This is a genomic window from Phyllobacterium sp. 1468 (assembly GCF_031455525.1).
Taxonomy (GTDB): Bacteria; Pseudomonadota; Alphaproteobacteria; order Rhizobiales; family Rhizobiaceae; genus Phyllobacterium.
On record NZ_JAVDSX010000004.1, the window covers coordinates 492770 to 515652 of the forward strand.

20 protein-coding genes are annotated in these 22883 nt (G+C 56.1%); 15 read left to right on the forward strand and 5 right to left on the reverse strand.

The window, feature by feature from the left end; all coding sequences use genetic code 11:
• From J2X72_RS14465 to J2X72_RS14480, 4 genes are all read left to right on the forward strand, one after another.
• Positions 1-795: a YdcF family protein gene (locus J2X72_RS14465; protein WP_310072945.1), complete on the forward strand. Its 795-nt coding sequence runs from the start codon at positions 1-3 to the stop codon at positions 793-795.
• Positions 792-1970 carry an NAD(P)/FAD-dependent oxidoreductase gene (locus tag J2X72_RS14470; protein WP_310073062.1) on the forward strand — a complete coding sequence of 393 codons (1179 nt, stop codon included), beginning with the start codon at positions 792-794 and terminating at the stop codon, positions 1968-1970. Before J2X72_RS14465 ends, J2X72_RS14470 begins: the two co-directional genes overlap by 4 nt.
• A gap of 75 nt (positions 1971-2045) precedes the next feature.
• The gene (locus J2X72_RS14475) at positions 2046-2411 is read left to right on the forward strand and encodes a GFA family protein (protein ID WP_210002452.1); all 366 of its coding nucleotides are present in this window, start codon (positions 2046-2048) and stop codon (positions 2409-2411) included.
• A 75-nt stretch (positions 2412-2486) separates the two neighbouring features.
• Positions 2487-2666, forward strand: coding sequence for a hypothetical protein (locus tag J2X72_RS14480; protein ID WP_210002453.1), 180 nt, complete (start codon positions 2487-2489; stop codon positions 2664-2666).
• Positions 2667-2793: 127 nt separating this feature from the next.
• On the opposite strand, the gene J2X72_RS14485 is transcribed toward J2X72_RS14480, so the two are convergent.
• Positions 2794-2922 (reverse strand): hypothetical protein, encoded by a 129-nt coding sequence (locus tag J2X72_RS14485; RefSeq protein WP_310072949.1) that lies wholly within the window; start codon positions 2920-2922, stop codon positions 2794-2796.
• Between the two features lie 72 nt (positions 2923-2994).
• Between J2X72_RS14485 and J2X72_RS14490 the strand changes: the two genes are divergently transcribed.
• Together J2X72_RS14490 and prfB are read left to right on the forward strand one after the other, a co-directional pair.
• Entirely contained in the window at positions 2995-5454 is a 2460-nt protein-coding gene (locus J2X72_RS14490) for a penicillin-binding protein 1A (RefSeq protein ID WP_310072951.1), read from the forward strand.
• Between the two features lie 105 nt (positions 5455-5559).
• Positions 5560-6688, forward strand: a protein-coding gene (gene prfB, locus J2X72_RS14495) for a peptide chain release factor 2 (protein ID WP_210002457.1) whose coding sequence is annotated in 2 segments (ribosomal slippage) — positions 5560-5628 and positions 5630-6688 — 1128 coding nt in all. Because the reading frame shifts where the segments join, the coding sequence is not laid out codon by codon here.
• 12 nt (positions 6689-6700) lie between these two features.
• Here the strand turns inward: prfB and J2X72_RS14500 are convergent.
• Together J2X72_RS14500 and J2X72_RS14505 are read right to left on the reverse strand one after the other, a co-directional pair.
• Positions 6701-7984, reverse strand: coding sequence for a M23 family metallopeptidase (locus J2X72_RS14500; protein WP_310072953.1), 1284 nt, complete (start codon positions 7982-7984; stop codon positions 6701-6703).
• A 117-nt stretch (positions 7985-8101) separates the two neighbouring features.
• Positions 8102-8575, reverse strand: coding sequence for a peroxiredoxin (locus tag J2X72_RS14505; protein ID WP_210002461.1), 474 nt, complete (start codon positions 8573-8575; stop codon positions 8102-8104).
• Positions 8576-8872: 297 nt separating this feature from the next.
• Between J2X72_RS14505 and J2X72_RS14510 the strand changes: the two genes are divergently transcribed.
• Positions 8873-12115 carry a DUF3971 domain-containing protein gene (locus tag J2X72_RS14510; RefSeq protein WP_310072957.1) on the forward strand — a complete coding sequence of 1081 codons (3243 nt, stop codon included), beginning with the start codon at positions 8873-8875 and terminating at the stop codon, positions 12113-12115.
• Positions 12116-12307: 192 nt separating this feature from the next.
• Here the strand turns inward: J2X72_RS14510 and tyrS are convergent, their stop codons facing one another.
• On the reverse strand, positions 12308-13561 hold the full coding sequence (gene tyrS / locus J2X72_RS14515) for a tyrosine--tRNA ligase (RefSeq protein ID WP_210002464.1): 1254 nt from the start codon (positions 13559-13561) through the stop codon (positions 12308-12310).
• 263 nt (positions 13562-13824) lie between these two features.
• Between tyrS and J2X72_RS14520 the strand changes: the two genes are divergently transcribed.
• Positions 13825-14955, forward strand: coding sequence for an anhydro-N-acetylmuramic acid kinase (locus J2X72_RS14520; protein ID WP_310072959.1), 1131 nt, complete (start codon positions 13825-13827; stop codon positions 14953-14955).
• Positions 14956-15110: 155 nt separating this feature from the next.
• On the opposite strand, the gene J2X72_RS14525 is transcribed toward J2X72_RS14520, so the two are convergent.
• Positions 15111-15785 carry an alpha/beta hydrolase gene (locus tag J2X72_RS14525; RefSeq protein ID WP_027231414.1) on the reverse strand — a complete coding sequence of 225 codons (675 nt, stop codon included), beginning with the start codon at positions 15783-15785 and terminating at the stop codon, positions 15111-15113.
• A 193-nt stretch (positions 15786-15978) separates the two neighbouring features.
• On the opposite strand from J2X72_RS14525, the gene J2X72_RS14530 reads away from it, so the two are divergent.
• The 7 genes from J2X72_RS14530 to J2X72_RS14560 all read left to right on the forward strand — a co-directional run bounded on the left by J2X72_RS14530 (position 15979) and on the right by J2X72_RS14560 (position 22881).
• Positions 15979-17154 carry a cysteine desulfurase family protein gene (locus J2X72_RS14530; protein ID WP_310072967.1) on the forward strand — a complete coding sequence of 392 codons (1176 nt, stop codon included), beginning with the start codon at positions 15979-15981 and terminating at the stop codon, positions 17152-17154.
• A gap of 167 nt (positions 17155-17321) precedes the next feature.
• Positions 17322-18851, forward strand: a complete 1530-nt coding sequence (gene sufB / locus J2X72_RS14535) for a Fe-S cluster assembly protein SufB (protein WP_210002471.1) — start codon at positions 17322-17324, stop codon at positions 18849-18851.
• Positions 18851-19057, forward strand: coding sequence for a hypothetical protein (locus tag J2X72_RS14540; RefSeq protein ID WP_310072969.1), 207 nt, complete (start codon positions 18851-18853; stop codon positions 19055-19057). The genes sufB and J2X72_RS14540 overlap by 1 nt, the downstream gene beginning before the upstream one ends.
• A gap of 89 nt (positions 19058-19146) precedes the next feature.
• The gene (gene sufC, locus J2X72_RS14545; RefSeq protein WP_271893810.1) at positions 19147-19902 is read left to right on the forward strand and encodes a Fe-S cluster assembly ATPase SufC; all 756 of its coding nucleotides are present in this window, start codon (positions 19147-19149) and stop codon (positions 19900-19902) included.
• 11 nt (positions 19903-19913) lie between these two features.
• Positions 19914-21185: a Fe-S cluster assembly protein SufD gene (gene sufD / locus J2X72_RS14550; RefSeq protein WP_310072972.1), complete on the forward strand. Its 1272-nt coding sequence runs from the start codon at positions 19914-19916 to the stop codon at positions 21183-21185.
• A gap of 32 nt (positions 21186-21217) precedes the next feature.
• Positions 21218-22459 (forward strand): cysteine desulfurase, encoded by a 1242-nt coding sequence (locus J2X72_RS14555; RefSeq protein WP_310072974.1) that lies wholly within the window; start codon positions 21218-21220, stop codon positions 22457-22459.
• Positions 22459-22881, forward strand: a complete 423-nt coding sequence (locus J2X72_RS14560) for an SUF system Fe-S cluster assembly protein (RefSeq protein WP_405044716.1) — start codon at positions 22459-22461, stop codon at positions 22879-22881. The genes J2X72_RS14555 and J2X72_RS14560 overlap by 1 nt, the downstream gene beginning before the upstream one ends.
• Positions 22882-22883: the final 2 nt, after the last annotated feature.

Below are 22883 nucleotides of genomic sequence, written 5' to 3' on the forward strand. Positions count from 1 at the left end.
ATGTTCTTCACTCTGTCAAAAATCCTATGGTTCTTTGCCGAGCCGCTGAATTTCTCCATATTGCTGATCGGTCTGACGTTTTTTCTGCTGCTGCTGGCTTGGCGGCGTTTCGCTCTGGTGACGACGGCGGGTGCTTTTTTGATTCTCGGCCTTGGTGCGTGGACGTCGCTGGGCGCGTTGATGATGCATCCGCTCGAGGATCGCTTTCAGCGTCCGGCCTCGTTGCCGGAAAAGATCGACGGGATCATTGTGCTGGGGGGCGGTTTTGAGGGCGGCGTCAATCTGGTCCGCGGCGGCTACGAGATGAACTCCAGCGGCGACCGCTTCGTCGAGGCGGCTATTCTTGCAGCGCGCCATCCGCAAGCCAAGGTCGTCGTGACGGGTGGATCGGGTAATTTGTTGCTCAACGGCGAGGGCGATGGTGTGACGGCGCCCCGTTTGCTGACGGCACTCGGCATCGCTCCGGATCGGCTCATCATGGAAAGCCAGTCGCGCAACACTTACGAAAATGCGGTGCTCACCAAGGAAATGGTGAAGCCGAAACCGGGCGAGACGTGGGTGCTCATCACGTCGGCATTCCATATGCCGCGTTCCATGGGGATTTTCCGCACGGTCGGGTTTGATGTTGTGCCTTGGCCCTCCGACTACCGGACCTCGGGTGACGAGAGCATTGGCGTTACACATGACAATCCGCAGGATTCGCTGCAGAACGTGTCGATAGCGCTCAGAGAATGGATCGGACTGGTGGCCTACCGGCTGACGGGACGGACGGGCGAGCTTTTGCCGTCGCCATGAAGCGGGTGGACGTCGTCATCATTGGTGCTGGCGCCGCAGGCATGATGTGCGCCATCGAAGCAGGCAAGCGCGGCCGCTCGGTTATTGTGGTCGACCATGCCGCCGCGCCCGGCGAAAAGATCCGCATCTCGGGCGGTGGCCGCTGCAATTTCACCAATCTCAATGCTGCGCCGCAGAACTTCATCAGCAACAATCCGCATTTTTGCATTTCAGCCCTGCGCCGCTACACCCAGCGCGACTTTATCGGCCTCGTTGATCGCCATGCCATTGCCTGGCATGAAAAGACTCTCGGCCAGCTTTTTTGCGATGGCTCGGCCAAGCAGATCATCGATATGCTGGTTGCGGAAATGAACCGGGCAGGGGTTGAGCTCCGTTTGCGTACGACGGTCGATTCCATCGCCAAATCGGGCGATGTGTTCGACCTCGATCTGTCGGACGAACGCGTACGGTGTTCGTCCTTGGTAGTCGCTTGCGGCGGAAAATCCATCCCGAAAATGGGCGCGACGGGGTTCGGCTACGATATTGCCCGGCAATTCGGCATTGCAGTCACCGAGACACGTCCGGCGCTGGTACCGCTGACCTTCGACGAAAATACCCTGGCACCGATGAAACCGCTATCGGGTATTTCCGTTGATGCGGTTGTGAGCCACGGCAAAACCAGGTTCAGCGAGGCCATGCTCTTTACCCATCGCGGTCTAAGCGGCCCGTCAATCCTGCAAATTTCATCCTATTGGCGGGAAGGTGATGTGATTTCGGTAGCCATGCTTCCGGGTGTCAAAGTCTTCGAGGCACTCCGCGCTGCGCGCGCCCGCAACGGCCGGCAAGCGCTGCAGACGGCGCTCGGTGAATTATTACCGAAACGGCTGGCACAATTGATCGCGGAAAACAGCAGCATAGAAACGCATCTGGCGGATATTTCGGACAAGCAGCTGCTTGCCGTCGAAAAATCCGTCAACGAATGGCAAGTCAGACCGGCGGGGTCCGAGGGTTACCGTACAGCGGAGGTGACGCTCGGCGGTGTCGATACGGATATGCTCGACCAGAAAACCATGGAAGCCAGATCGGCCAAAGGTCTTTATTTTATCGGCGAGGTTGTCGATGTAACGGGTTGGCTTGGCGGTTATAATTTCCAATGGGCATGGTCATCTGGCTGGGTTGCCGGACAGGCGGTGTAGGAACGCGATTGCCGGTTTCAATCGTTAGCTCTATCGCTATCATTACCATGTGAAAAATGATCTCGGGAGGAGCTCATGACAATTCTTGGAAGCTGCCACTGCGGCGCGATCAAATTCGAAATCAGTGAGGCTCCGGCCATTGCAACTGCGTGCACCTGTACATTTTGCACAAAGCGGGGTGCACTCTGGGCGTATTATACCCCCGATCAGGTGATGCTGTCGGTTACGCCTGAGGCCGACGCCGTCTATTCGCGCAATGGCTTCAGCAAGCATCATCACTGCAACGTCTGCGGTTGCGGGACATTTTCGCAATTGCCGACATGGACTGATCACAAGCCGGATTTCGACAAGCCACGAATTAGCGTCAACGTCCGCCTCTTCGACAATTTCGACATAGGTTCCCTGCCGGTGGAAACGCTGGATGGCAGAAATCTCTGGTAAGTCATTGCCTCGACGAGGGAATCCTGCTTCCTTGGTTTACGACTTAACGTTCGTTGCAAACAGGGAGATACGGCCATGTGGATCAATCTGACTGACGTCAATGGCGATCATATTACCCTTAACTTCGCTCACGTCGTCTCTTTCAACCCGTATGGAACAGGGACCCACATTGTGACAACCACGGCGGGGCTGACGTTTTTCGTGAAAGAAACCACCGACGAAATTCAGCGCAAAGTCGGAATTACGACCAGTTAGGCAAATACGCACTGAACCGGCGGTCGGCCAAGAGAAGAGGCATGGGCAGCTTTGTAGCCGCTCGTTGCGTTCGAGATTAAGAAGAAAATCACTCTTCCGTGCGTTGCCCAAACCCCACAATTGGTATTTATATTGTGAACACGCGCGGGTTGTCCTTGCCTTTGTCACATTTGTCGCTCAATTGCGTCGACGAGTTACCGGCATTGCACTTTTCGATTGCCGGACCGGGAAGACCTTCGGGGTTGGTGTCTTCCATGATGCAATCTGCATGATCTACTCATGCATTGGTAACGCACATGCCAACAGGTGAAATGGGTTCCGGATACAAATGATACGCTTGATCGGATATTTTTTCGGAATCGGCACTGTCATGGCGCTTCTGGGAGCGGGCGCCGTTGCGCTTTACGTTGTCAATATGTCGAAAGACCTGCCTGACTACGAAGTGCTGGCGAAGTATGAGCCGCCGGTCATGACACGCATTCATTCCTCCGATGGTTCGCTGATGGCTGAATTTGCACGCCAGCGCCGGCTCTATCTGCCGATTCAGGCAGTTCCCGATCGCGTCAAGGCAGCGTTTATCTCGGCCGAAGACAAGAATTTCTATCAGCATCCGGGTGTAGATATTGCTGGTCTCACCCGTGCAGTCATCACCAATGTCCAGAATTGGGGTTCACGCCGCCCGGTTGGTGCATCGACGATTACGCAGCAGGTAGCCAAGAACTTCCTCCTGAGCAACGACCAGACCATCGGGCGCAAGGTAAAGGAGGCGATTCTTTCCTTTCGCATCGAGCAAGCCTATTCCAAGGATCGTATTCTCGAACTCTATCTGAACGAAATTTTCTTCGGCTTGAACTCCTATGGTATCGCAGGGGCCGCGCTGACCTATTACAACAAATCGGTCAATGAACTGACCGTAGCCGAGGCAGCTTACCTCGCAGCGCTCCCTAAGGGGCCATCGAATTACCACCCCTTCCGGCAGCCGGATCGGGCCGTCGAACGCCGTAACTGGGTGATCGACCGCATGGCTGAAAATGGCTATGTGACCGCCGAGGAAGCAAAAGTAGCCAAGGCGGAGCCGCTTGGCGTCACGCCGCGTCACACCGGAAATTATCTCTTTGCTTCCGAATATTTTACGGAAGAAGTCCGGCGCCAGATCATCGCCCGCTATGGTGAAAACGCGCTTTATGAGGGCGGTCTGTCGGTGCGCACAACGCTCGATCCGAAAATGCAGGTGCAGGCGCGCGCAGCTTTGCAGCACGGCCTGTTCAAATATGATGAAGCACGGGGCTATCGCGGCGCCTACAAGACCATTTCGACGAACGGCGACTGGGGCATTCCCCTGTCAGAGATAAAAGCGTTTTCCGATGTGCCCGACTGGCAGTTGGCTGTTGTTCTTGAGGTGACCCCGGAGCAAGCTACCATCGGGCTTCAGCCGGAGCGGGACGCTTCGGACAAGCTTGCCGCTGAACGCAAGAAGGGCACCATCGCAGCGGCGGATGTCAAATGGGCATTCCGCCTGATCACTGGAGAAAAGCGCACCACTGCCAAGTCGCTGGAGAGCGTTTTCAACGTCGGCGACGTGATCTTCGTTCAGAAGAAAGAGGGCAGCGACACTGAATTCGATCTGCATCAGGTGCCGAAAATCGAAGGTGGCGCGGTGGCGATGGACCCGCATACCGGACGCGTTCTCGCCATGGTCGGCGGCTTCTCCTTTGCCGAATCCGAATTCAACCGGGCAACGCAGGCGATGCGTCAGCCGGGCTCGTCTTTCAAACCTTTCGTCTACTCCGCCGCACTCGATAACGGCTATACACCGGCTTCGGTGGTGCTTGATGGTCCCATCTCCGTCGATCAAGGCGGCAGTCTTGGAATCTGGGCGCCAAAGAACTACGGCGGAAAATTCGCGGGACCATCGACATTGCGCTACGGTATCGAGCAGTCGCGCAATCTGATGACTGTGCGACTGGCCCAGGACATGGGCATGAAACTCGTGGCAGAGTATGCCGAGCGGTTCGGCATTTACGACAAGATGCTGCCGGTTCTCGCGATGGCGCTAGGCTCCGGAGAAACGACGGTACTCCGGATGGTCACGGGTTACTCGATCATTGCCAATGGCGGTCGCAAGATAACGCCGTCGATGATCGACCGGATACAGGACCGCTATGGCAAGACGATTTTCAAGCATGACGAGCGCAAGTGCGATAATTGTTCGGCGGACGAGTGGAAAAACCAGCCGGAACCCGAGCTGATCGATGATCGGGATCAGGTGCTCGATCCGATGACCGCTTATCAGATCACCTCCATGATGGAGGGCGTGGTTCAGCGCGGGACTGCGACGATCCTGAAAAGCCTTAATCGTCCGATTGCCGGCAAGACCGGAACTACCAACGACGAAAAAGACGCCTGGTTTATCGGGTTCACGCCGGATCTGGTCTTCGGTGTCTACCTTGGGTATGACAATCCCTCACCCATGGGCCACGGTTTTACCGGCAGCGGTCTTGCGGCACCAGTGTTCAAGGACTTTGCCGAAGCTGCGCTTCAGGGGCAGCGTTCCGTCGATTTCCGCGTACCGGAAGGCATGGCTGTCCTTCCGATCGATCGCAAGACAGGCATGCGAGCATCGCCCGGTGGACCAAATGTGATCATGGAAGCCTTCAAGCCCGGTACAGGACCTGCCGACAGCTATTCCGTCATCGGTATGGATACGTTCTCTGAGGGCTCGCCTGTCGGCGTGCAGTCTCCGAACGTCAATCGGGCGCTACAGGGCGGAGGCGGCGGGCTGTTTTAACGGCTTTGCTGCCAAGCACACGCTGAAAACCTCAAGACTTTACATCGCGCGGACCAGCCAATATGGTCCGCCGAAATTTGAGCATAGAGAAGGAACGGATTGCCGATGCGCGCCGAAATCGAGACCTTGGTCGATGAGATCAAGCAGGCCATAAGCCTGCTGAGGAGGCATCTTTGACTGGGATACGTCAATCAAACGCCTGGGCTATCTGAATCAGCTCGCCGAAGATCCAACACTCTGGAACGACGCGCAGGAAGCGCAGAAGCTGATGCGCGAACGCCAGCAGCTTGAGGATAGCATCAATTCGATTCGCACGCTGACGCAGTCTCTCGATGACAATGTCGAACTCATCGCCATGGGCGAGGAGGAGGACGACAAGTCGATAGTGACGGAGGCGGAAGAGAATATCCGCGCGATCAAACAGGAAGTCGACCGTCGCCAGATCGACACGTTGCTCTCTGGCGAAGCCGACGCAAACGACACGTATCTCGAAGTACATTCCGGTGCCGGGGGTACGGAAAGCCAGGACTGGGCGAATATGCTCCTGCGCATGTACACGCGCTGGGCAGAGCGCAAGGGCATGAAAGTCGAATTGCTCGAGGTCCACAATGGCGAAGAAGCCGGCATCAAATCTGCGACCATCCTCGTCAAGGGGCACAATGCGTACGGCCTCTTGAAGACGGAATCCGGCGTACACCGGCTCGTGCGTATTTCGCCCTACGATTCCAATGCACGCAGGCACACGTCGTTTTCGAGCATCTGGGTCTACCCGGTCGTCGATGACAATATCGATATCGCTGTAACGGAAGCAGATGTGCGCATCGATACCTATCGCGCATCCGGTGCAGGTGGTCAGCACGTCAACACGACCGACTCGGCGGTTCGTATCACTCATATCGCCACGGGCATTGTCGTGCAGTGTCAGGCAGAACGTTCGCAACACAAGAACCGCGCGACGGCCTGGTCGATGTTGCGCGCTCGTCTTTACGAAGCGGAATTGGAAAAGCGTGAACAGGCCGCGGATGCGATTTCGGCCTCCAAGACCGATATCGGCTGGGGACACCAGATCCGCTCCTACGTGTTGCAACCCTATCAGCTGGTGAAGGATCTGCGCACCGGCGTTGAAAGCACGAGCCCGCAGGATGTACTCGATGGCGATGTCGATATGTTCATGGAGGCCGCTCTGGCCCACCGCGTGCACGGTTCGGATGTCGAAGTCGAAGACATCGCTTGATTTAGGCTGGCGCTAAAGTTCGTCTGCCAGCTTTCGCCCGATAGCCAGATACCCGACGGGATTAACAGCGCTGCCGTTTCTGCGAACCTCATAATGCAGATGAGGGCCCGTTGAGCGGCCGGTGCTGCCGACCTTCCCGATTGTATCGCCAAGTTTCACGCGCTGGCCGACGCTTACGAGAATCTGGCTCAAATGGCCATATCGCGTTGTAATTCCATTGCCGTGATCGACTTCGACCATATTGCCATAGCCGCCATTATAGTCGGCTGCGGTCACCGTTCCGTTGGCGGTCGCATGCACCGAGCTTCCCGATAGGGCGCGAAAATCCATACCGGAATGAAACGCGATCATGCCAAGAAGCGGGTCCGCGCGTGAACCAAACGGGCTCGAAACTGGCATGCCGGGGACCGGATTGGCGATAGGAACCGATTTCGCGAGGGTCCTGGCGCTCTCGAGCCGCTGTACCGCCTCATCCAGATCGGCGAATTTTGTGTCGAAACTGGACGTCGCATTTGTACTTGCCAGCAGCAACGGTCCACCCCTACCGGCCGTTTCATCGTCAGACACCTGTTTAACGCCGGCCGCAGCCAAGGTTTCCAAAATCCTGTCGGCGCTCTCATAGGCAGTGTTGGAGAGCTTCTGCATTTGCTGAGTCTGCCGGGATTCTATTCCGGTCAAGGAATGATCAACGGATTTGAGCAGAAGCTCGGCCTTGTCTACGCTGGTTTTGGTCTTGTCATCACGCGGCACGGGCTTGCGTGTTGAAGTGGTTGGTCCCGTAATAATCGGATCGATGCCGTAAAAACCGTCTGCATCGCCGGAATTCATCACGTCCTGACCGTTACCCTCCATCGAAAGAGCATCGGCTGCGTTCTCCGGCAAGACGGCCCCGGCTTTTTCAGCGCGCTGCAGCACGGGCGCAAGCTTTTCATGCCGCTCGCTCAGTGCCCTTTGCCGTTGAATGAGCTCACTGACTTTGCCGTCCATCAATTTCTGGTCAAGCAATTGCCGGCTTGTGATCCGATCGAGTTGAACGCGCAGCGCGGCAATTCGGTCTTCGTAAGCCTGTTGCAAGCGTGCCTGACGGGCGACGCTGCCGGTTATGAGATCGTCGCGGAAGACCAGATAGGATGTCGCGAGAAGATAGCTGCCAGCCAAGCCAAGGGCGAGGGTGCCACCCAGAAATGCCATCCACGGCTTGATGGTGAAATGCCGGATCGTTTCGCCCCGCGCGATAATGATCGTGTGAGGCTCTTTTGTGCTGCCGAAGATGCTGGTATTTTGAGGCTTCTTCATTGCGGCTACGCTCGTTGATTTGCAGCTTCAATTTGTACAGCGATTACACTCTGTTAGGGTTAACAAATCCTGACAACTGCGCGGTATTTCAATCAAATTGCAACCAAAACAGGCGGATCAGGTGTTAAGTGCCTTCGTTGCTTCGAGCACTTCGGCTGCGTGCCCCGGAACTTTCACCTTGTTCCAGATTTTGGCGATCCTGCCAGCCGAATCGATGAGGTAGGTCGTCCGCTCTACGCCCATATATTTCCGGCCATACATGCTCTTCTCGACCCAAAGACCGTAGGCTTCGATGATAGCCTTGTCTTCGTCTGCAACGAGATCGACCTTCAAATCATGTTTGGTCTTGAACTTGTCGTGTTTTTTGACGGGATCCGGCGACATTCCGATGACTTTCACACCAAGCTTTTCAAACTGCGGTCTGAGACCGGAGAATTCGATCGCTTCCTGGGTACAGCCGCTCGTGTCGTCTTTGGGATAAAAATAGAGAACGACAGGGTTTCCGCGCAGGCCCGACAGGGTGATTGTACCGCCACCATCACGCGGCAAGGTGAAGTCGGGCGGGGTGCTGCCAATATCCAAAATAGTCATAGGAATGCCTTTCTTTGATGATTGAACGCGATCGCTAGTTACGCAATTATAGAGAGGTGCGGGAATCGTCTACGGTTTCCCAATTGATTCCTCAATTGGCTTTGGAATTTGACAGAGAAACCGAAAAGAGTCCGTTTTACAAAGCGGGACTTCACGAAACTGCACCAATATCCTTCTGCTTGCGAGCAAGACGAGGTTCCCTTAGCGACGCCTCGAAGGCGATCGCGGCTGCATTTCGCGGCCGGTGCCACATGTTCCTTTGCCATCCTCATGGCGGTGTTGGCTGGCATCGCTTTCGTGATATTACGCGTCGGCGTTGGGGGAGAGGCGCTGACACAGCGCGCACAAACCGCGTTGCAAACGGTTCTTGGGCCGGAGGCAGATGCCACGATCAATTCTGCGCAAATTTCTCTAGACCAGCGCCACCACGTTGCACTTGAGGCGCGGGACGTAAATATCACCGTTGCAAGGCGCGGTATCCAGATAAACAATGTGCGATCGGTGCGCATCGGCCTCGCAACCTTGCCCTTGCTACATGGGAATATCCGGGTCGAGCGACTGGAACTCGACGGCGCGCAGATCAAGGTTACCTCGGTTGCGCCGTTCGATTTCATGGCTTTGGTGCCCAAGGACGATCGCGGCCTTGTCGATCTCGACGGTGCATCGGCGGCGATTTTTTCGGGTCTCGAAAGTGCGGTATCGCTGCTCGATCAGCGCGAGACGCGCGATATCTCAATTGCAGATACAACATTTGATTTTACGCTCGCCGGAGCGCCGGAACGCCTGCGCATCGTCAATCTCGATCTATCGGAAACCGGTGGCCCGGTTGCCATCAATGGCACGGTGGAGTGGCGCGGAAAGCAAGTCGATATCAATGCTCAGGCCAAGCGTTCGGCGATCGGCGCGAAAATCGAAGCGTTCTCGTTGGCTGTCAGCAAGATTCCGCTCGCAGGAAAATTTGGTACGCCTCCCGTCCCCGACATCGACGGCATCAAGCCCAATGGCGCTTATCTAACCTTCGACAATCTGGCTGAGGTGAAGCTGGATGGCTTGGCGGCGACCGCTTCCGAGCCAGCGCGTGTCTGGGGTGCGCTCAATATCGGCAACGGCCCGGTTACGATCGGCAATGTCGAAGATATGGCGGTGGAATCACGGATCAATTTCGAGCACGTATCCGGGGTCGACCAGATCGCTATCAAACCGTCGAACATTCATTTCGGTGGATTCACGGGTATTGTCGAAGGAGCAATCGGACCGGAGACACTGCCGCTGGTCCCTGCGTCAGCGGCCAATCCGGGTTACCAGTTCGAATTTACCGCGAAAGACGCCAAGTCAGCTCCCGCCGATTCTCCGGTCCCGGCACTTCCGTTCGATGCGCGCCTTGCAGGCCGGTATGATTTGACGTCGAAGCATCTCGACGTCTCGCAGATAGAAGTGCTGGCAAACAAGGAGAGTTCGCTGTCCGGCAGCGCCAGTGTTACTTTCGGCGGGGGTTCACCTGCCATGAACCTCGACCTGCAGATACCTCAAATGCCGGTCGCCGATGTGAAGCAGCTATGGCCCATCTGGGTCGCTACGGGCGCTCGACGCTGGCTTATCGACAAGATGCACGACGGTGAGGCGAAGGACAGCACAATCAAAGTGGCGTTTCCGGCCGGACGATTCAATGGACCAGGCAAGCCGCCACCTCTCGAAGATGATGAGGTTCAAGTCGATTTCAACGTCACGGGCTCGCGCTTTGATATTGTCGGAGACCTGCCGGCTGTTCAGAACGCCGATGGGAAAATCAGCGTTCGAGGCGCCTATACGACGATCAGTCTAGAGAAGGGGTCGTCAATCACGCCCGCCAATCGCGAGGTGGAGATCGTCGATGGAAAGCTGGTCATTCCGTGGGGTCCGCAACGCCCAGTCCTCTCCGACCTTGATTTGAATGTTGTTGGCGACGCCTCCGCCGTATCGGAGTTCATCGGCTTTAAACCGATCAATGGATTGAAAAATCTTCCTTTTACGCCGGAAGACATAAAAGGCGACGTGAAAGCGCACGTGTTGGTGACGTTTCCGGTGACGAGGCACGCACCGGACGGCAGCCTTAAATGGTCGGCTGACATGCAGTTATCCGATGTTTCGATCGCAAAAAAGATCGATGGGCAGACGATAACCGATGCTGCCGGAACGCTCTCCGTCAATCAGGACGAAGCGCGCATCGAGGCTACCGCAAAGGTGAACGGTATACCGGCTGAAGTGACCATGTTTGAACCTTTGGGGAAAAACACGGCGAAACGCGAACAGAGTGTCACTTTACAACTCGATGACAAGACCCGGAACGCGCTTTTCCCGGCTCTCGATCCGTTGCTTTCCGGCCCAATTTCCGTGGAGATCGAAAAGGCAGCCGACGGGTCGCGGATCGCTATCGCCGACCTGACGAAGGCCGAGATCAAACTTGCACAGCTCGGTTGGACCAAGGGAGCGGGCGTAAAGGCGACCGCAAAATTCTCGCTCCAGCAAGATGGAGACAACGCCAGTATCCGCAACCTTGACGTTTCCGGCGACACTTTCCGCCTGCAGGGCGATGTGGATGTCGTGGACGGGGAGATGACCTCGGCTGACTTTGGCACCGTCAGGTTGAATCGCGGTGACGATATCGCGGTAAAGGTCGACCGAACCAAATATGGTTACCGGGTCGGTGTGCAAGGCAGTACATTCGACGCCCGCCCTTTGCTCAATCAGATAACAGACAAGAAAAAAAACGGGGGCGACGGCAGCAACAGCAAGCAGCGCGTTCTGATCAACGCTGACATCGCTGAGGTGACCGGTTTTTACACCGAGAATTTCAGCAATGTCTCTCTGTCCTATGAGGGGGTCGGCTCCAATGTTTCGGGCCTTGCCTTCAATGCAGTAACCAGAACGGGACAGAAGGTAGTGGCAGCCGATAGTTCCGAAAGTGGCGCGCGCTCGATCAGCCTGCAATCGCGGGATGCCGGTGCGGTTCTACGTTTCTTCGGTTATTACGACAAGATGTCCGGGGGAAGCATCAATGTTGCGCTCGATTCCAAGGGTGACGGTCCTTTGCGGGGACAAATCGATGCGCGCGATTTTACACTGGTCAACGAACCGCGTTTGGCCAAACTTGTATCCACAGCGCCCAATGGTACGAGCCTCAACGATGCGGTGAAGAAGAATATCGACGTGTCGAAAGTGACATTCGACCGCGGTTTCTCGCAAATCGAAAAGGGCGCAAATTACATCAACCTTGCCAATGGCGTTATCCGCGGTTCGACGATCGGCACGACGTTCCAGGGCGTGCTCAGCGATCCTCAGGGCAACATGTCACTGACGGGTACATTCATGCCTGCCTACGGCATCAACCGCATCTTCGGCGATGTCCCGATCCTTGGACTTTTCCTTGGCAATGGCCGCGATGGGGGGTTGATCGGCATCACCTACAAGTTAATCGGGCCATTGAAACAACCGCAGATTATCGTCAATCCGATTTCGGTGATCGCGCCGGGTATTTTCCGTTCGATTTTTGAATTTCAGTAGAAGCGAACCTTGCACAGGCTTGGGCTCTCTGCCGGATAGAACTATTGCTATGCGTGGTTCGACAAGCTCACCATGAGGGGGTTGAGGATTGCAGGGAGACATTATCTCCAACGTTGTTGATCGTTTTGCAGTCCACTCATCTTCCTCATGGTGAGCTTGTCGAACCACGCATGGCAGTAATGCCGACCATTTCTAAACCGGCTTCACAAGAATATGTTTCTTCTTGCCGAGGGAGAGTTTGATCACGCCCTCTGCCGTTACGTCAGACGTCCCGACCTGGGATTTCTCATCGGAAACGCTGGCATCGTTGACCCGCACAGCACCGCCCTGGATGTGGCGCCGCGCCTCACTATTCGATCCGGCAAGACCGGCTTTGACGAGAAGCGTCAGAATGCCAATTCCAGCGTCGAGCTCGCTGCCTGCAATTTCGACGGTCGGGAGGCTGGTAGCCAAAGCGCCTTCCTCAAAGGTTTTTCGTGCGGTTTCGGCGGCTTCCTCGGCAGCCTGGCGGCCGTGAAGAAGCGCTGTGATTTCGGTGGCAAGGATCTTCTTGGTCTCGTTGATCTCCGCGCCGCCGAGCGAGGCCAGACGACCGATCTCATCCAACGGCAACGTCGTGTAGAGTTTCAGGAACCGCTCGACATCGGCATCTTCGGTGTTGCGCCAATATTGCCAGAAATCGTAGGGGCTCAGCAGATCGGCATTGAGCCAGACCGCACCATTCATCGATTTGCCCATCTTCGCGCCTGACGACGTGGTCAGAAGCGGCGAGGTGAGGGCGTAGAGCTGCGGCGTGCCAAGACGATGACCGAGGTCGATGCCGTTGACGATATTTCCCCACTGATCGGAGCCGCCCATCTGCAGGCGCAAGCCATAGCGCTTGTTCAGTTCGACGAAATCGTAAGCCTGCAGGATCATGTAGTTGAATTCAAGAAAGGAAAGCGACTGCTCGCGGTCCAGCCGCTGCTTCACCGAATCGAAGGACAACATGCGGTTGACGGAAAAATGCTGGCCGACATCGCGCAGAAACTCGAGGTAGTTGAGCGGCAACAACCATTCGGCATTATTGACCATCAGCGCGTCTTTCGGACCTTCGCCAAAGGATAAATAGTTGGCGAAGACCTTCTTGAGACTATCGATATTGCTCTGGATGATCTCCGGCGTCATCAGCTTGCGCGCCTCATCCTTGAAGGATGGGTCGCCGACCATACCGGTACCACCGCCCATCAGTGCCACCGCACGATGACCGGTCTTCTGCATCCAGTGCAGCATCATGATCTGCAACAGGCTGCCGGCGTGGAGGCTGGAGGCTGTGGGGTCAAAGCCGATATATGCCGACACGGTTTCCTTGGCGAAGAGTGCATCCAGACCTGCGTCGTCGGAGGTCTGATGGATGAAGCCGCGCGTTGAAAGCGTGTGCAGAAATTCGGATTTGAAGGCAGACATAGATATTTTCCTGAGATTGAATCGACGTGCACGAAATGCGTGCCGTGAGAGACGCAGCCGTTACGAGCAAATTTTGTCTATATGAAGCCGTTCTGCCGGGTGAATTCGGGTCAAACCCTTCGGACCTGGGCATCGACCGACGGGTAAACATCGGCGAAGCCCAACCTTGACCTCGTCCACGAGTGCCCTGCGGCAGAACGGCTTCCTATAGACAAAACTTGCTCTAACATCATTCTCTATCGAATCACAAGAAAGGCAGTGTCTTGGCAGCGATACGGCGTGCAATCGGCCTGATGAGCGGAACGTCGATGGATGGAATTGACATCGCGCTCCTGGAAACGGATGGCAGAAGCGAAGTGCGACGTGGGCCGGCGGACTTCATGCCTTACGAACGGTCATTTCAGCGCCGGATCGAAGCCGGCCTCAACGATGCGAAATCAATCTGGTCGAGGACCGAGAGGCCGGGTGAACTTGGCGCGATCGAAGCGGAGCTGACAAAACGCCACGGCGACGCGGTCTCGGTTTTTCTTTCGAGCCATGGGCTGAGTAAAGCCGATGTCGACGTGATCGGTTTTCATGGTCAGACAGTTCTGCACAGACCACTTCAGGCGCTGACAGTACAGCTCGGCGATGGGAAAATGCTGGCTGACAGGACAGGCGTTCCCGTCGTTTATGACATGCGAGCCAATGACATGAGGCATGGCGGGCAGGGTGCACCATTGGTGCCTGCCTATCATCAGGCACTGGCTGCGCGGGTGCCTGCTGAACTCAGCAAGGGCAAGCCTGTCGTATTCGTCAACATTGGCGGCATTTCCAACGTGACCATTACTTCCGGCAATGCCGATCCGGTCGCCTTCGATACCGGACCGGGCAACACGCTGATCGATCAGTGGGTCTCGGAAAAGGCAGGCATCGCCTACGATGCTGGCGGTAGGATTGCCAGCGAAGGGCTAGTGATAGGCCAGGCGGTCACGCGCTATCTGGCGAAACCGTTTTTCGATCTCGCTCCTCCGAAATCACTCGATCGTAATCATTTTACGCTCGCTGATCTGGGCGATATGGAACTTTCGGATGGGGCGCGGACCTTGGCCAAAGTGACGGCCGAAGCAATTCTCAAGGCCACCGCTTATTCACCTGAAATACCATCACTTTGGGTCATTTGCGGCGGTGGCCGCAAGAATGCGACGATCATGGCCGATCTCACGCAAGGCGCAGCCAATGCCGGGGCAAAGACTATCGTGGCGGAGGATTTGGAATTCGATGGCGATTCGATGGAGGCCGAAGCCTGGGCTTATCTCGCAGTGCGGTCACTCGACGGGTTGCCGTTGACCTGGCCAACGACAACCGGCTGCAGCGCCCCCGTGTCCGGGGGTGTGCTCGCCAATCCTACCTAGTGGAGCGGATTTGACATTTGCATCCCGCGTGACATCGGTCTCTCAAGCGAATGTCAAATCCAAAGCTCCACTGGCACGTTGAATTTGCTAGTGGTCTTCGATTCCAACATTTGTGAGCGATTGGTATAGGGGTTGCAAATGTTGGAATCGGACCACTAGCGCAAGCGCTTCGGCTTGGCCTCGACCAATTCGCCATTCAAACGGCGATCGAGATAATCGGAGCATTCTGCGATGACCTCATCGGTCATGCCCGAAAAGAAGTGATTGGCGCCGACCATCGTCTTTTGCGTGATGGTGATACCCTTCTGCGTTTTCAACTTATCAACCAGGCCCTGTACATCCTTGGGCGGTGCAACCTTGTCCTGGTCGCCATGAAGGATCAGCCCGGAAGAAGGGCAAGGCGCGAGGAATGAGAAATCATAGGTGTTGGGTTGCGGCGCAACGGAGATAAAACCTTCGATCTCCGGGCGGCGCATCAATAATTGCATACCGATCCACGCGCCGAAGGAATAACCGGCGACCCAGCAGGTCTTGGAATCCGGATGGAGCGACTGCACCCAATCGAGCGCGCCGGCGGCATCCGACAGTTCACCGGAACCATGATCGAACTCACCCTGGCTGCGGCCGATGCCGCGGAAGTTGAAACGCAACGTCGTAAATCCGCGCTGCTGGAACATGTAGAACAGATCGTAGACGATCTTGTTGTTCATGGTTCCGCCAAACTGCGGGTGGGGATGCAGGACAATCGCGATCGGGGCATTTTTTTCCGTCGAAGGCTGATATCGGCCCTCAAGACGTCCCGCTGGTCCATTGAAAATCACTTCAGGCATGTATACTCCAGTTTTCGCCGTGGCCACTTATTGATCTGCCGGGCTTGACGACAATCAATAGCGACCATAAAACCAGTTTAGAACCGTTCAAAACTGGTGTAGAACTAATCTCGAACCGGCTTAATAGGCCGGTACGAGGCTGAATTTCAAGAAAATTGCGCTTTTTGCCAAAAGAACAGGAATCAGGAGAAGCATGACCCGCAATCGCGCCTATCTCGACTACAATGCAAGTGCGCCGCTGATTGCGGCAGCGCGCGATGCTTTGGTCGATGCGCTGATGCAGACCGGCAATCCGTCATCCGTTCATCTGGAAGGCCGTGCGACCAAGGCAATTCTCGAAGCTGCACGTCGCGATGTCGCCGCGCTGGTCAACTCCAAGCCTGATCATGTGGTCTTTACATCGGGTGCGACCGAGGCAGCTTCAACCCTCTTGACGCCACATTATACTATGGGACGGGCGGCGATGCGCCTTTCGCGGCTTTATGTCAGCGCAAGCGAGCACCCCTGTATCCTTGCAGGCGGCCAGTTTCCGCTAGATCAGGTTGACGTCATTGGTGTTGATAGCAGCGGGCTGCTTGATCTGGAGCAATTGCGCGAGCTCCTTGTTGCCCATGATCGCGGCCAGGGGCTACCGCTTGTCGCCGTACAGGCAGCTAATAATGAAACGGGGGTCTTGCAGCCCATCGAAAGGATCGGGGCGATAGTGAAGGAATTCGGCGGGCTCTTCGTTGTTGATGCGGTGCAGGCCGCTGGACGCATTCCGCTCGACATTACAACATCTTCTGCGGATTATCTCATTCTGTCGTCGCACAAAATCGGTGGCCCAAAAGGCGTTGGCGCGATCGTAGCCATATCTGATCTGGTGATGCCGAAGCCCATCATCCGCGGCGGAGGACAGGAAAAGGGCCATCGTGGCGGTACTGAAGCATTGCCACTTATAGCCGGATTCGGTGCTGCGGCACGCGTGGCCAAGGAACGTCTGGATTCTGGCGGCTGGCCGACGCAAAAACGTGAAATGATAGAACAGAACGTTCGAGCGATAGCGCCTGACGCCATTATCTATGGCGAAGCTGTTGACCGCCTGCCGAACACTACCATGTTTTCGCTGGCCGAGATGAAAGCGGAAACGGTACAGATCGCTTTTGATCTTGCAGGAATCGCGCTATCGGCCGGGTCCGCCTGTTCCTCCGGAAAAGTCGGCCCAAGTCACGTGCTTGCGGCGATGGGATATGGCGAGGGAACGGGCGGTATGCGGGTCTCGACAGGGCCGGATACCAGTGACGAGGAGATCGTGCTTTTTCTGGAAGCGCTGAAAATTATGGTCGAGCGACGCGACCGCACCAAGCCAGCCACGGCCGATGCCGCATAAAGAAATTGGACTATCGGCAGATTATCGCCGTTAATTGAAAAAATCCGGTGAATACCGGTGTTAAATTGTGCGATTGCGCACTACATAGAGGCAGATATTCAAGACGACATACTGCCTTGACGTTTGCAACTGCGGGACCTTGAACCCCGCGTGGATGGAGAACGCCAATGCCTGCAGTGCAGGAAACCATTGACCGGGTCCGTACGCTTGACGTGGACCAGTACAAATACGGCTTTGAAACCCTTATCGAAATGGATAAGGCGCCGAAGGGCCTTAATGCAGATATCATTCGCTTTATCTCTGCCAAGAAAAATGAGCCGGACTGGATGCTTGAATGGCGTCTGAAGGCTTATGAACGCTGGCTGACGATGGAAGAGCCCACTTGGGCGCGCGTGAATTATCCGAAGATCGACTTCCAGGACATGGTCTATTACGCCGGTCCGAAGAACCAGAACGGCCCGACGTCGCTTGCCGAGGTCGATCCGGAGCTGCTTCGTACCTATGAAAAGCTGGGAATTCCGCTGAAAGAGCAGGAAATCCTCGCGGGTGTACGCAAGGTCGGCGAAGCGAGCCCCAGCGACGAAGACGAAGAAGCCAGCGACAATGTCTACAAGTCCGGCCGCGTCGCTGTCGATGCGGTGTTCGATAGCGTCTCGGTGGTCACGACGTTCAAGGCTGAACTGGCCAAAGCCGGGGTCATCTTCTGCTCGATCTCCGAAGCGATCCGCGAACATCCGGATCTCGTGAAAAAATATCTCGCAACGGTTGTTCCGGTTTCGGATAATTTCTACGCGACCCTGAATTCGGCTGTCTTCACTGACGGTTCGTTTGTCTATGTGCCAAAGGGCGTGCGCTGCCCAATGGAGCTGTCGACCTATTTCCGCATCAACGAGCGGGATACCGGCCAGTTCGAGCGGACACTGATCATCGCGGAAGAAGGTGCGTATGTGTCCTATCTTGAGGGCTGCACGGCACCGCAGCGCGACGAAAACCAGCTGCATGCGGCGGTTGTCGAGCTGATTGCACTTGACGATGCAGAGATCAAATATTCGACGGTGCAGAACTGGTTCCCTGGCGACGCGGAAGGCAAGGGCGGCATCTACAACTTCGTCACCAAGCGTGGCGATTGCCGTGGCGTCAACTCGAAGATCTCGTGGACACAGGTCGAGACCGGTTCGGCGATTACCTGGAAATACCCATCCGTCATTCTGCGCGGCGACAATTCACGCGGCGAGTTCTACTCGATCGCAGTTTCCAATGGTCACCAGCAGATCGACAGCGGCACCAAGATGCTGCATCTAGGCAAGAACACGTCGAGCCGTATCATCTCCAAGGGTATTTCGGCGGGCAAGTCGAACAACACTTATCGTGGTCAGGTTTCAGCCCATCGCAAGGCTGAAAACGCCCGCAACTTCACCCAGTGCGACTCGCTGTTGATTGGTAATGATTGCGGCGCGCATACGGTGCCTTACATCGAAGCCAAAAATGCGACCGCGCAATTCGAACACGAGGCGACGACCTCGAAGATTTCGGAAGACGCGCTGTTCTATGTGATGCAGCGCGGGATTCCGGAAGAAGAGGCGATTGCACTCATCGTCAATGGCTTCGTCAAGGAAGTCATCCAGGAACTGCCGATGGAATTTGCCGTTGAAGCGCAGAAGCTTATCGGCATCAGTCTCGAGGGGAGCGTCGGATAATGGCACCGATCACAACTGACGCACTCGACAGGCTGCGCAGACGCTACGAAGAGCTGGGCGAAGTGATCGACGAGTTGACTGACACGATTGCTCGTTCGTCTACTGCAACAGAGAGTGTTCTGGAGCCGGAATTGATCAGAGCGCGGAAGGAACTCGCCTCCCTGGTCGAGCGCCTCAAGACCCTCAGCGGCGAGAGCTCATCATAGTCGGCGCGGCACGTGCCATTGGCCGACAGGACCAAGATTAAAAGTTAGGGATCGCCAAGGCTGATTCCCGGAATCCAAAAGGTAGTACAATGCTGGAAATCAGAAACCTTCATGCGAAGATCGCAGACACGGACACCGAAATCATTCGCGGTCTGAATCTCACCGTCAAGGCTGGTGAAGTCGCTGCGATCATGGGGCCGAATGGTTCCGGAAAATCGACGCTTTCGTACATTCTCGCGGGTCGTAGTGACTACGAAGTCACCGAAGGCGACATTCTTTACAATGGCGAATCCATTTTGGAGCTCGACCCGTCCGAGCGTGCGGCAAAGGGCATTTTCCTCGCATTCCAGTATCCGATGGAGATACCCGGTGTTGCGACGATGGAATTCCTGAAGGTAGCGATGAATTCGCAGCGCAAGGCGCGCGGTGAAGAGCCGCTAAAAATTCCGGAGTTCATCGGGCGCGTGAAGACAGCAGCTGCATCGCTAGACATGGATATCGCCATGCTCAAGCGTCCGCTTAATGTCGGTTTCTCCGGTGGCGAGAAGAAGCGTGCGGAAATCCTGCAGATGAAGCTGCTGGAGCCGAAGCTCTGCGTTCTCGACGAGACCGATTCCGGTCTTGACATCGATGCGCTCAAGATCGTTGCCGATGGGGTCAATGCGTTGCGGTCGCCCGATCGTGCGGTAATCGTCATCACCCACTACCAGCGTCTGCTCGACTACATCGTGCCGGACACCGTCCACGTTCTTTATAAGGGGCAGGTGATCAAATCGGGCGACAAGAATCTGGCACTTGAGCTGGAAGAGAATGGCTATGCCGATATTATCGGTGAGGCGGCCTGAGGAATAACGTCATGAATGTTCATACAGGACGCCAACCCACACCTGCTGAATCGGCATTGGTCGACGCTTTCGTTGACCGGATGGGTGAGTTGCCCGGCGATGGCGAGATCGCCAGCGCCCGCGACAATGCGATTGAAGCGTTGAAGACGCAAGGCCTTCCTTCGCGTCGCGTCGAGGCTTGGCACTATACTGATCTGCGCACACTGCTGCGCAACATTCCCGTCTATGACGGGACCGCGGGAACCAACGCCTTGCCGGCGATTATCGCAGGATCTGCGGTGGCGACCGTTTCCAACGGGATCGCGTTGACCCATCCGCGTGTCGAAGGTGTCGCGTTCAGCAAGTTCAGCGACAAGCTGGCCGATGGCTCGGTGATCCGCGAGCTTGCCGTTCGTGACGGCGACGATGCGATCGGCCAGATCAATGCGGCTTATGTCACTGATGGCTGGGCGATTGCCTTTGCCGATGGCGTGGAACTGGAAACACCGCTCGAATTGCAAAACGCCCAGCTTCGCGGCCAGGGGCATGTGCGTTTTCCAGTCAAGTTCGGCAAGGGTGTCAAGGCAACCGTCATCGAGCGCCAAACCGGCGGCGAGGGCGAAGGGTTTTCAACCAGCGTTAGCAATGTGACCGTCGCTGATGATGCGGAAATCACCTGGATCATTCTGCGCGAGCAGGGCGTCGAGGCAACGCAGCTGGCGCAGTTCATTGCCAAGATTGGCTCCAATGCCAAATTGACGGTTTATGTCGTCAATGCCGGCGGCAAGCTCGTCCGTCAGGAAGTCCACGTGCTGGTGAAGGGTGAAGGTTCCGATTTCCAGTTACGCGGCGTCAACTTGCTCGGCGGCGACAGCCATACGGACGTCACCATGACGCTCGGTCATCTGGTCGAAAACACAACATCGGTCCAGATCATCCGAAACGTCGTCACCGATCGCGCGCGGGGCGTGTTTCAGGGTCAGATCAAGGTCAACAAGATCGCCCAGAAGACCGATGCGCGCATGGCATGCAACACGTTGCTTCTCTCTGACGATGGCGAATTCGACGCCAAGCCGGAGCTGGAGATTTTTGCGGACGATGTTGCCTGCGGCCATGGTGCAACGGTTACAGAGATCGATGGCAATCATCTGTTCTACCTGCGTGCGCGCGGCATTCCGGAAAATGAAGCGCGGGGTCTTCTCATCAAGGCGTTCGTTGCCGAAATCGTCGAAGAGCTCGAAAACGAACCACTTGTCGAGGCGCTCGAAGCCATTCTCGACAAATGGCTCGCGGTACACGTCTGATCGACCGAACCTATTTGGAAAGCGCGGCTATCATGGATACAAGGATCATTCAAAGCGGCTATGACGTAGAGGCAGTTCGTCAGGATTTTCCGATCCTGTCGCGCGAAGTCTATGGCAAGCCCCTGGTCTATCTCGATAACGGCGCTTCGGCCCAGAAACCGCGGGCAGTGATCGATATGATCACGCACACCTATTCCAACGAATACGCCAATGTGCATCGCGGGCTACATTTCCTGTCGAACGCGGCGACCGATGCTTATGAAAAAGCACGGGAAAACGTTCGCCGGTTTCTGAATGCAGCCTCGGTTGACGAAATCGTTTTTACCAAATCCGCGACGGAGTCGATCAATACCGTTGCCTATGGCTATGGCATGCCGAACATCGGCGAGGGTGACGAAATCGTCCTTTCCATCATGGAGCACCACTCGAACATCGTGCCTTGGCATTTCATCCGTGAGCGTCAGGGTGCAAAGCTCGTCTGGGTACCTGTTGATGAACAGGGTGCATTCCACATCGAGGAATTCGAGAAGCGACTGACCGAGCGTACAAAGCTCGTGGCGATCACCCACATGTCGAACGTGCTCGGCACTGTGACGCCAATCAAAGAGATCGTCCGCATCGCCCATGCTCGCGGTATTCCGGTGCTGGTCGATGGCAGCCAGGGTGCGGTGCATCTGCCGGTCGATGTGCAGGACCTCGGTTGCGACTGGTACGTTTTTACCGGCCACAAGATCTACGGACCGTCGGGCATCGGTGTGCTTTATGGGCGCAGGCAGATGCTCGAAGCGATGCGGCCGTTCCAGGGCGGCGGCGAAATGATCGAGGAGGTGACGGAGGACATCGTCACCTACAACCACCCGCCACACAGGTTTGAAGCCGGCACCCCGCCGATCGCCCAGGCGATCGGGCTTGGCGCTGCGATCGAATATGTCGAGAAGATCGGCCGCGCCGCCATTCTCGCCCACGAAGAGGATTTGCGCGACTATGCACACCAACGTCTGCGCGAGATCAATTCGCTACGTATCTTTGGCGACGCCAAAGACAAGGGTGCTATTATTTCCTTCGAACTGCAGGGTATCCATGCCCATGACGTATCAATGGTGATCGACCGTGCAGGTGTTGCCGTGCGGGCAGGTACCCATTGCGCCCAGCCGCTATTGAAACGCTTCGGTGTAACATCCACATGCCGTGCATCGTTTGCGATGTATAATACAAGAGACGAGATCGATGTTCTCGCCGATGCGCTGGAAAAGGCGCGGAAATTCTTTGGGTGATGACAATGACGGACAAAGTCGAGACACTGGAAAAAGCTGAAATGCCCGTCGCCGAAGCAAGTTCGGTGCATACCGAGGTCGGGACCACGGCTGTGTCGGCTATTCCGGCGGACGAGCTGGCGCGGATGACCGATGATGTCATCGGTGCCTTGAAAACCGTATATGACCCGGAAATTCCTGCCGATATCTACGAGCTGGGTCTGGTCTACAAGATCGATATCGAGGACGACCGATCGGTCAAGATCGAAATGACACTGACGGCACCGGGCTGCCCGGTCGCAGGCGAAATGCCGGGCTGGGTGCAGGATGCAGTCAGCGCCGTCGAAGGCGTGAGCTTTGTCGATGTCACCATGACATTCGATCCACCCTGGACACCCGATCGCATGTCGGAAGAAGCGCAGATTGCCGTCGGCTGGTATTAATG

Coding starts and splice junctions, on each gene's coding strand:
- J2X72_RS14470 (WP_310073062.1), top strand. CDS start 792: ATGAAGCGGGTGGACGTCGTCATCATTGGTGCTGGCGCCGCAGGCATG.
- J2X72_RS14560 (WP_405044716.1), top strand. CDS start 22,459: ATGACAATGACGGACAAAGTCGAGACACTGGAAAAAGCTGAAATGCCC.
- J2X72_RS14530 (WP_310072967.1), top strand. CDS start 15,979: ATGACCCGCAATCGCGCCTATCTCGACTACAATGCAAGTGCGCCGCTG.
- sufB (WP_210002471.1), top strand. CDS start 17,322: ATGCCTGCAGTGCAGGAAACCATTGACCGGGTCCGTACGCTTGACGTG.
- J2X72_RS14525 (WP_027231414.1), bottom strand. CDS start 15,785: ATGCCTGAAGTGATTTTCAATGGACCAGCGGGACGTCTTGAGGGCCGA.
- tyrS (WP_210002464.1), bottom strand. CDS start 13,561: ATGTCTGCCTTCAAATCCGAATTTCTGCACACGCTTTCAACGCGCGGC.
- J2X72_RS14500 (WP_310072953.1), bottom strand. CDS start 7,984: ATGAAGAAGCCTCAAAATACCAGCATCTTCGGCAGCACAAAAGAGCCT.
- J2X72_RS14490 (WP_310072951.1), top strand. CDS start 2,995: ATGATACGCTTGATCGGATATTTTTTCGGAATCGGCACTGTCATGGCG.
- sufD (WP_310072972.1), top strand. CDS start 19,914: ATGAATGTTCATACAGGACGCCAACCCACACCTGCTGAATCGGCATTG.
- J2X72_RS14540 (WP_310072969.1), top strand. CDS start 18,851: ATGGCACCGATCACAACTGACGCACTCGACAGGCTGCGCAGACGCTAC.
- J2X72_RS14485 (WP_310072949.1), bottom strand. CDS start 2,922: ATGGAAGACACCAACCCCGAAGGTCTTCCCGGTCCGGCAATCGAAAAG.
- J2X72_RS14505 (WP_210002461.1), bottom strand. CDS start 8,575: ATGACTATTTTGGATATTGGCAGCACCCCGCCCGACTTCACCTTGCCG.
- J2X72_RS14480 (WP_210002453.1), top strand. CDS start 2,487: ATGTGGATCAATCTGACTGACGTCAATGGCGATCATATTACCCTTAAC.
- J2X72_RS14555 (WP_310072974.1), top strand. CDS start 21,218: ATGGATACAAGGATCATTCAAAGCGGCTATGACGTAGAGGCAGTTCGT.
- J2X72_RS14465 (WP_310072945.1), top strand. CDS start 1: ATGTTCTTCACTCTGTCAAAAATCCTATGGTTCTTTGCCGAGCCGCTG.
- J2X72_RS14475 (WP_210002452.1), top strand. CDS start 2,046: ATGACAATTCTTGGAAGCTGCCACTGCGGCGCGATCAAATTCGAAATC.
- sufC (WP_271893810.1), top strand. CDS start 19,147: ATGCTGGAAATCAGAAACCTTCATGCGAAGATCGCAGACACGGACACC.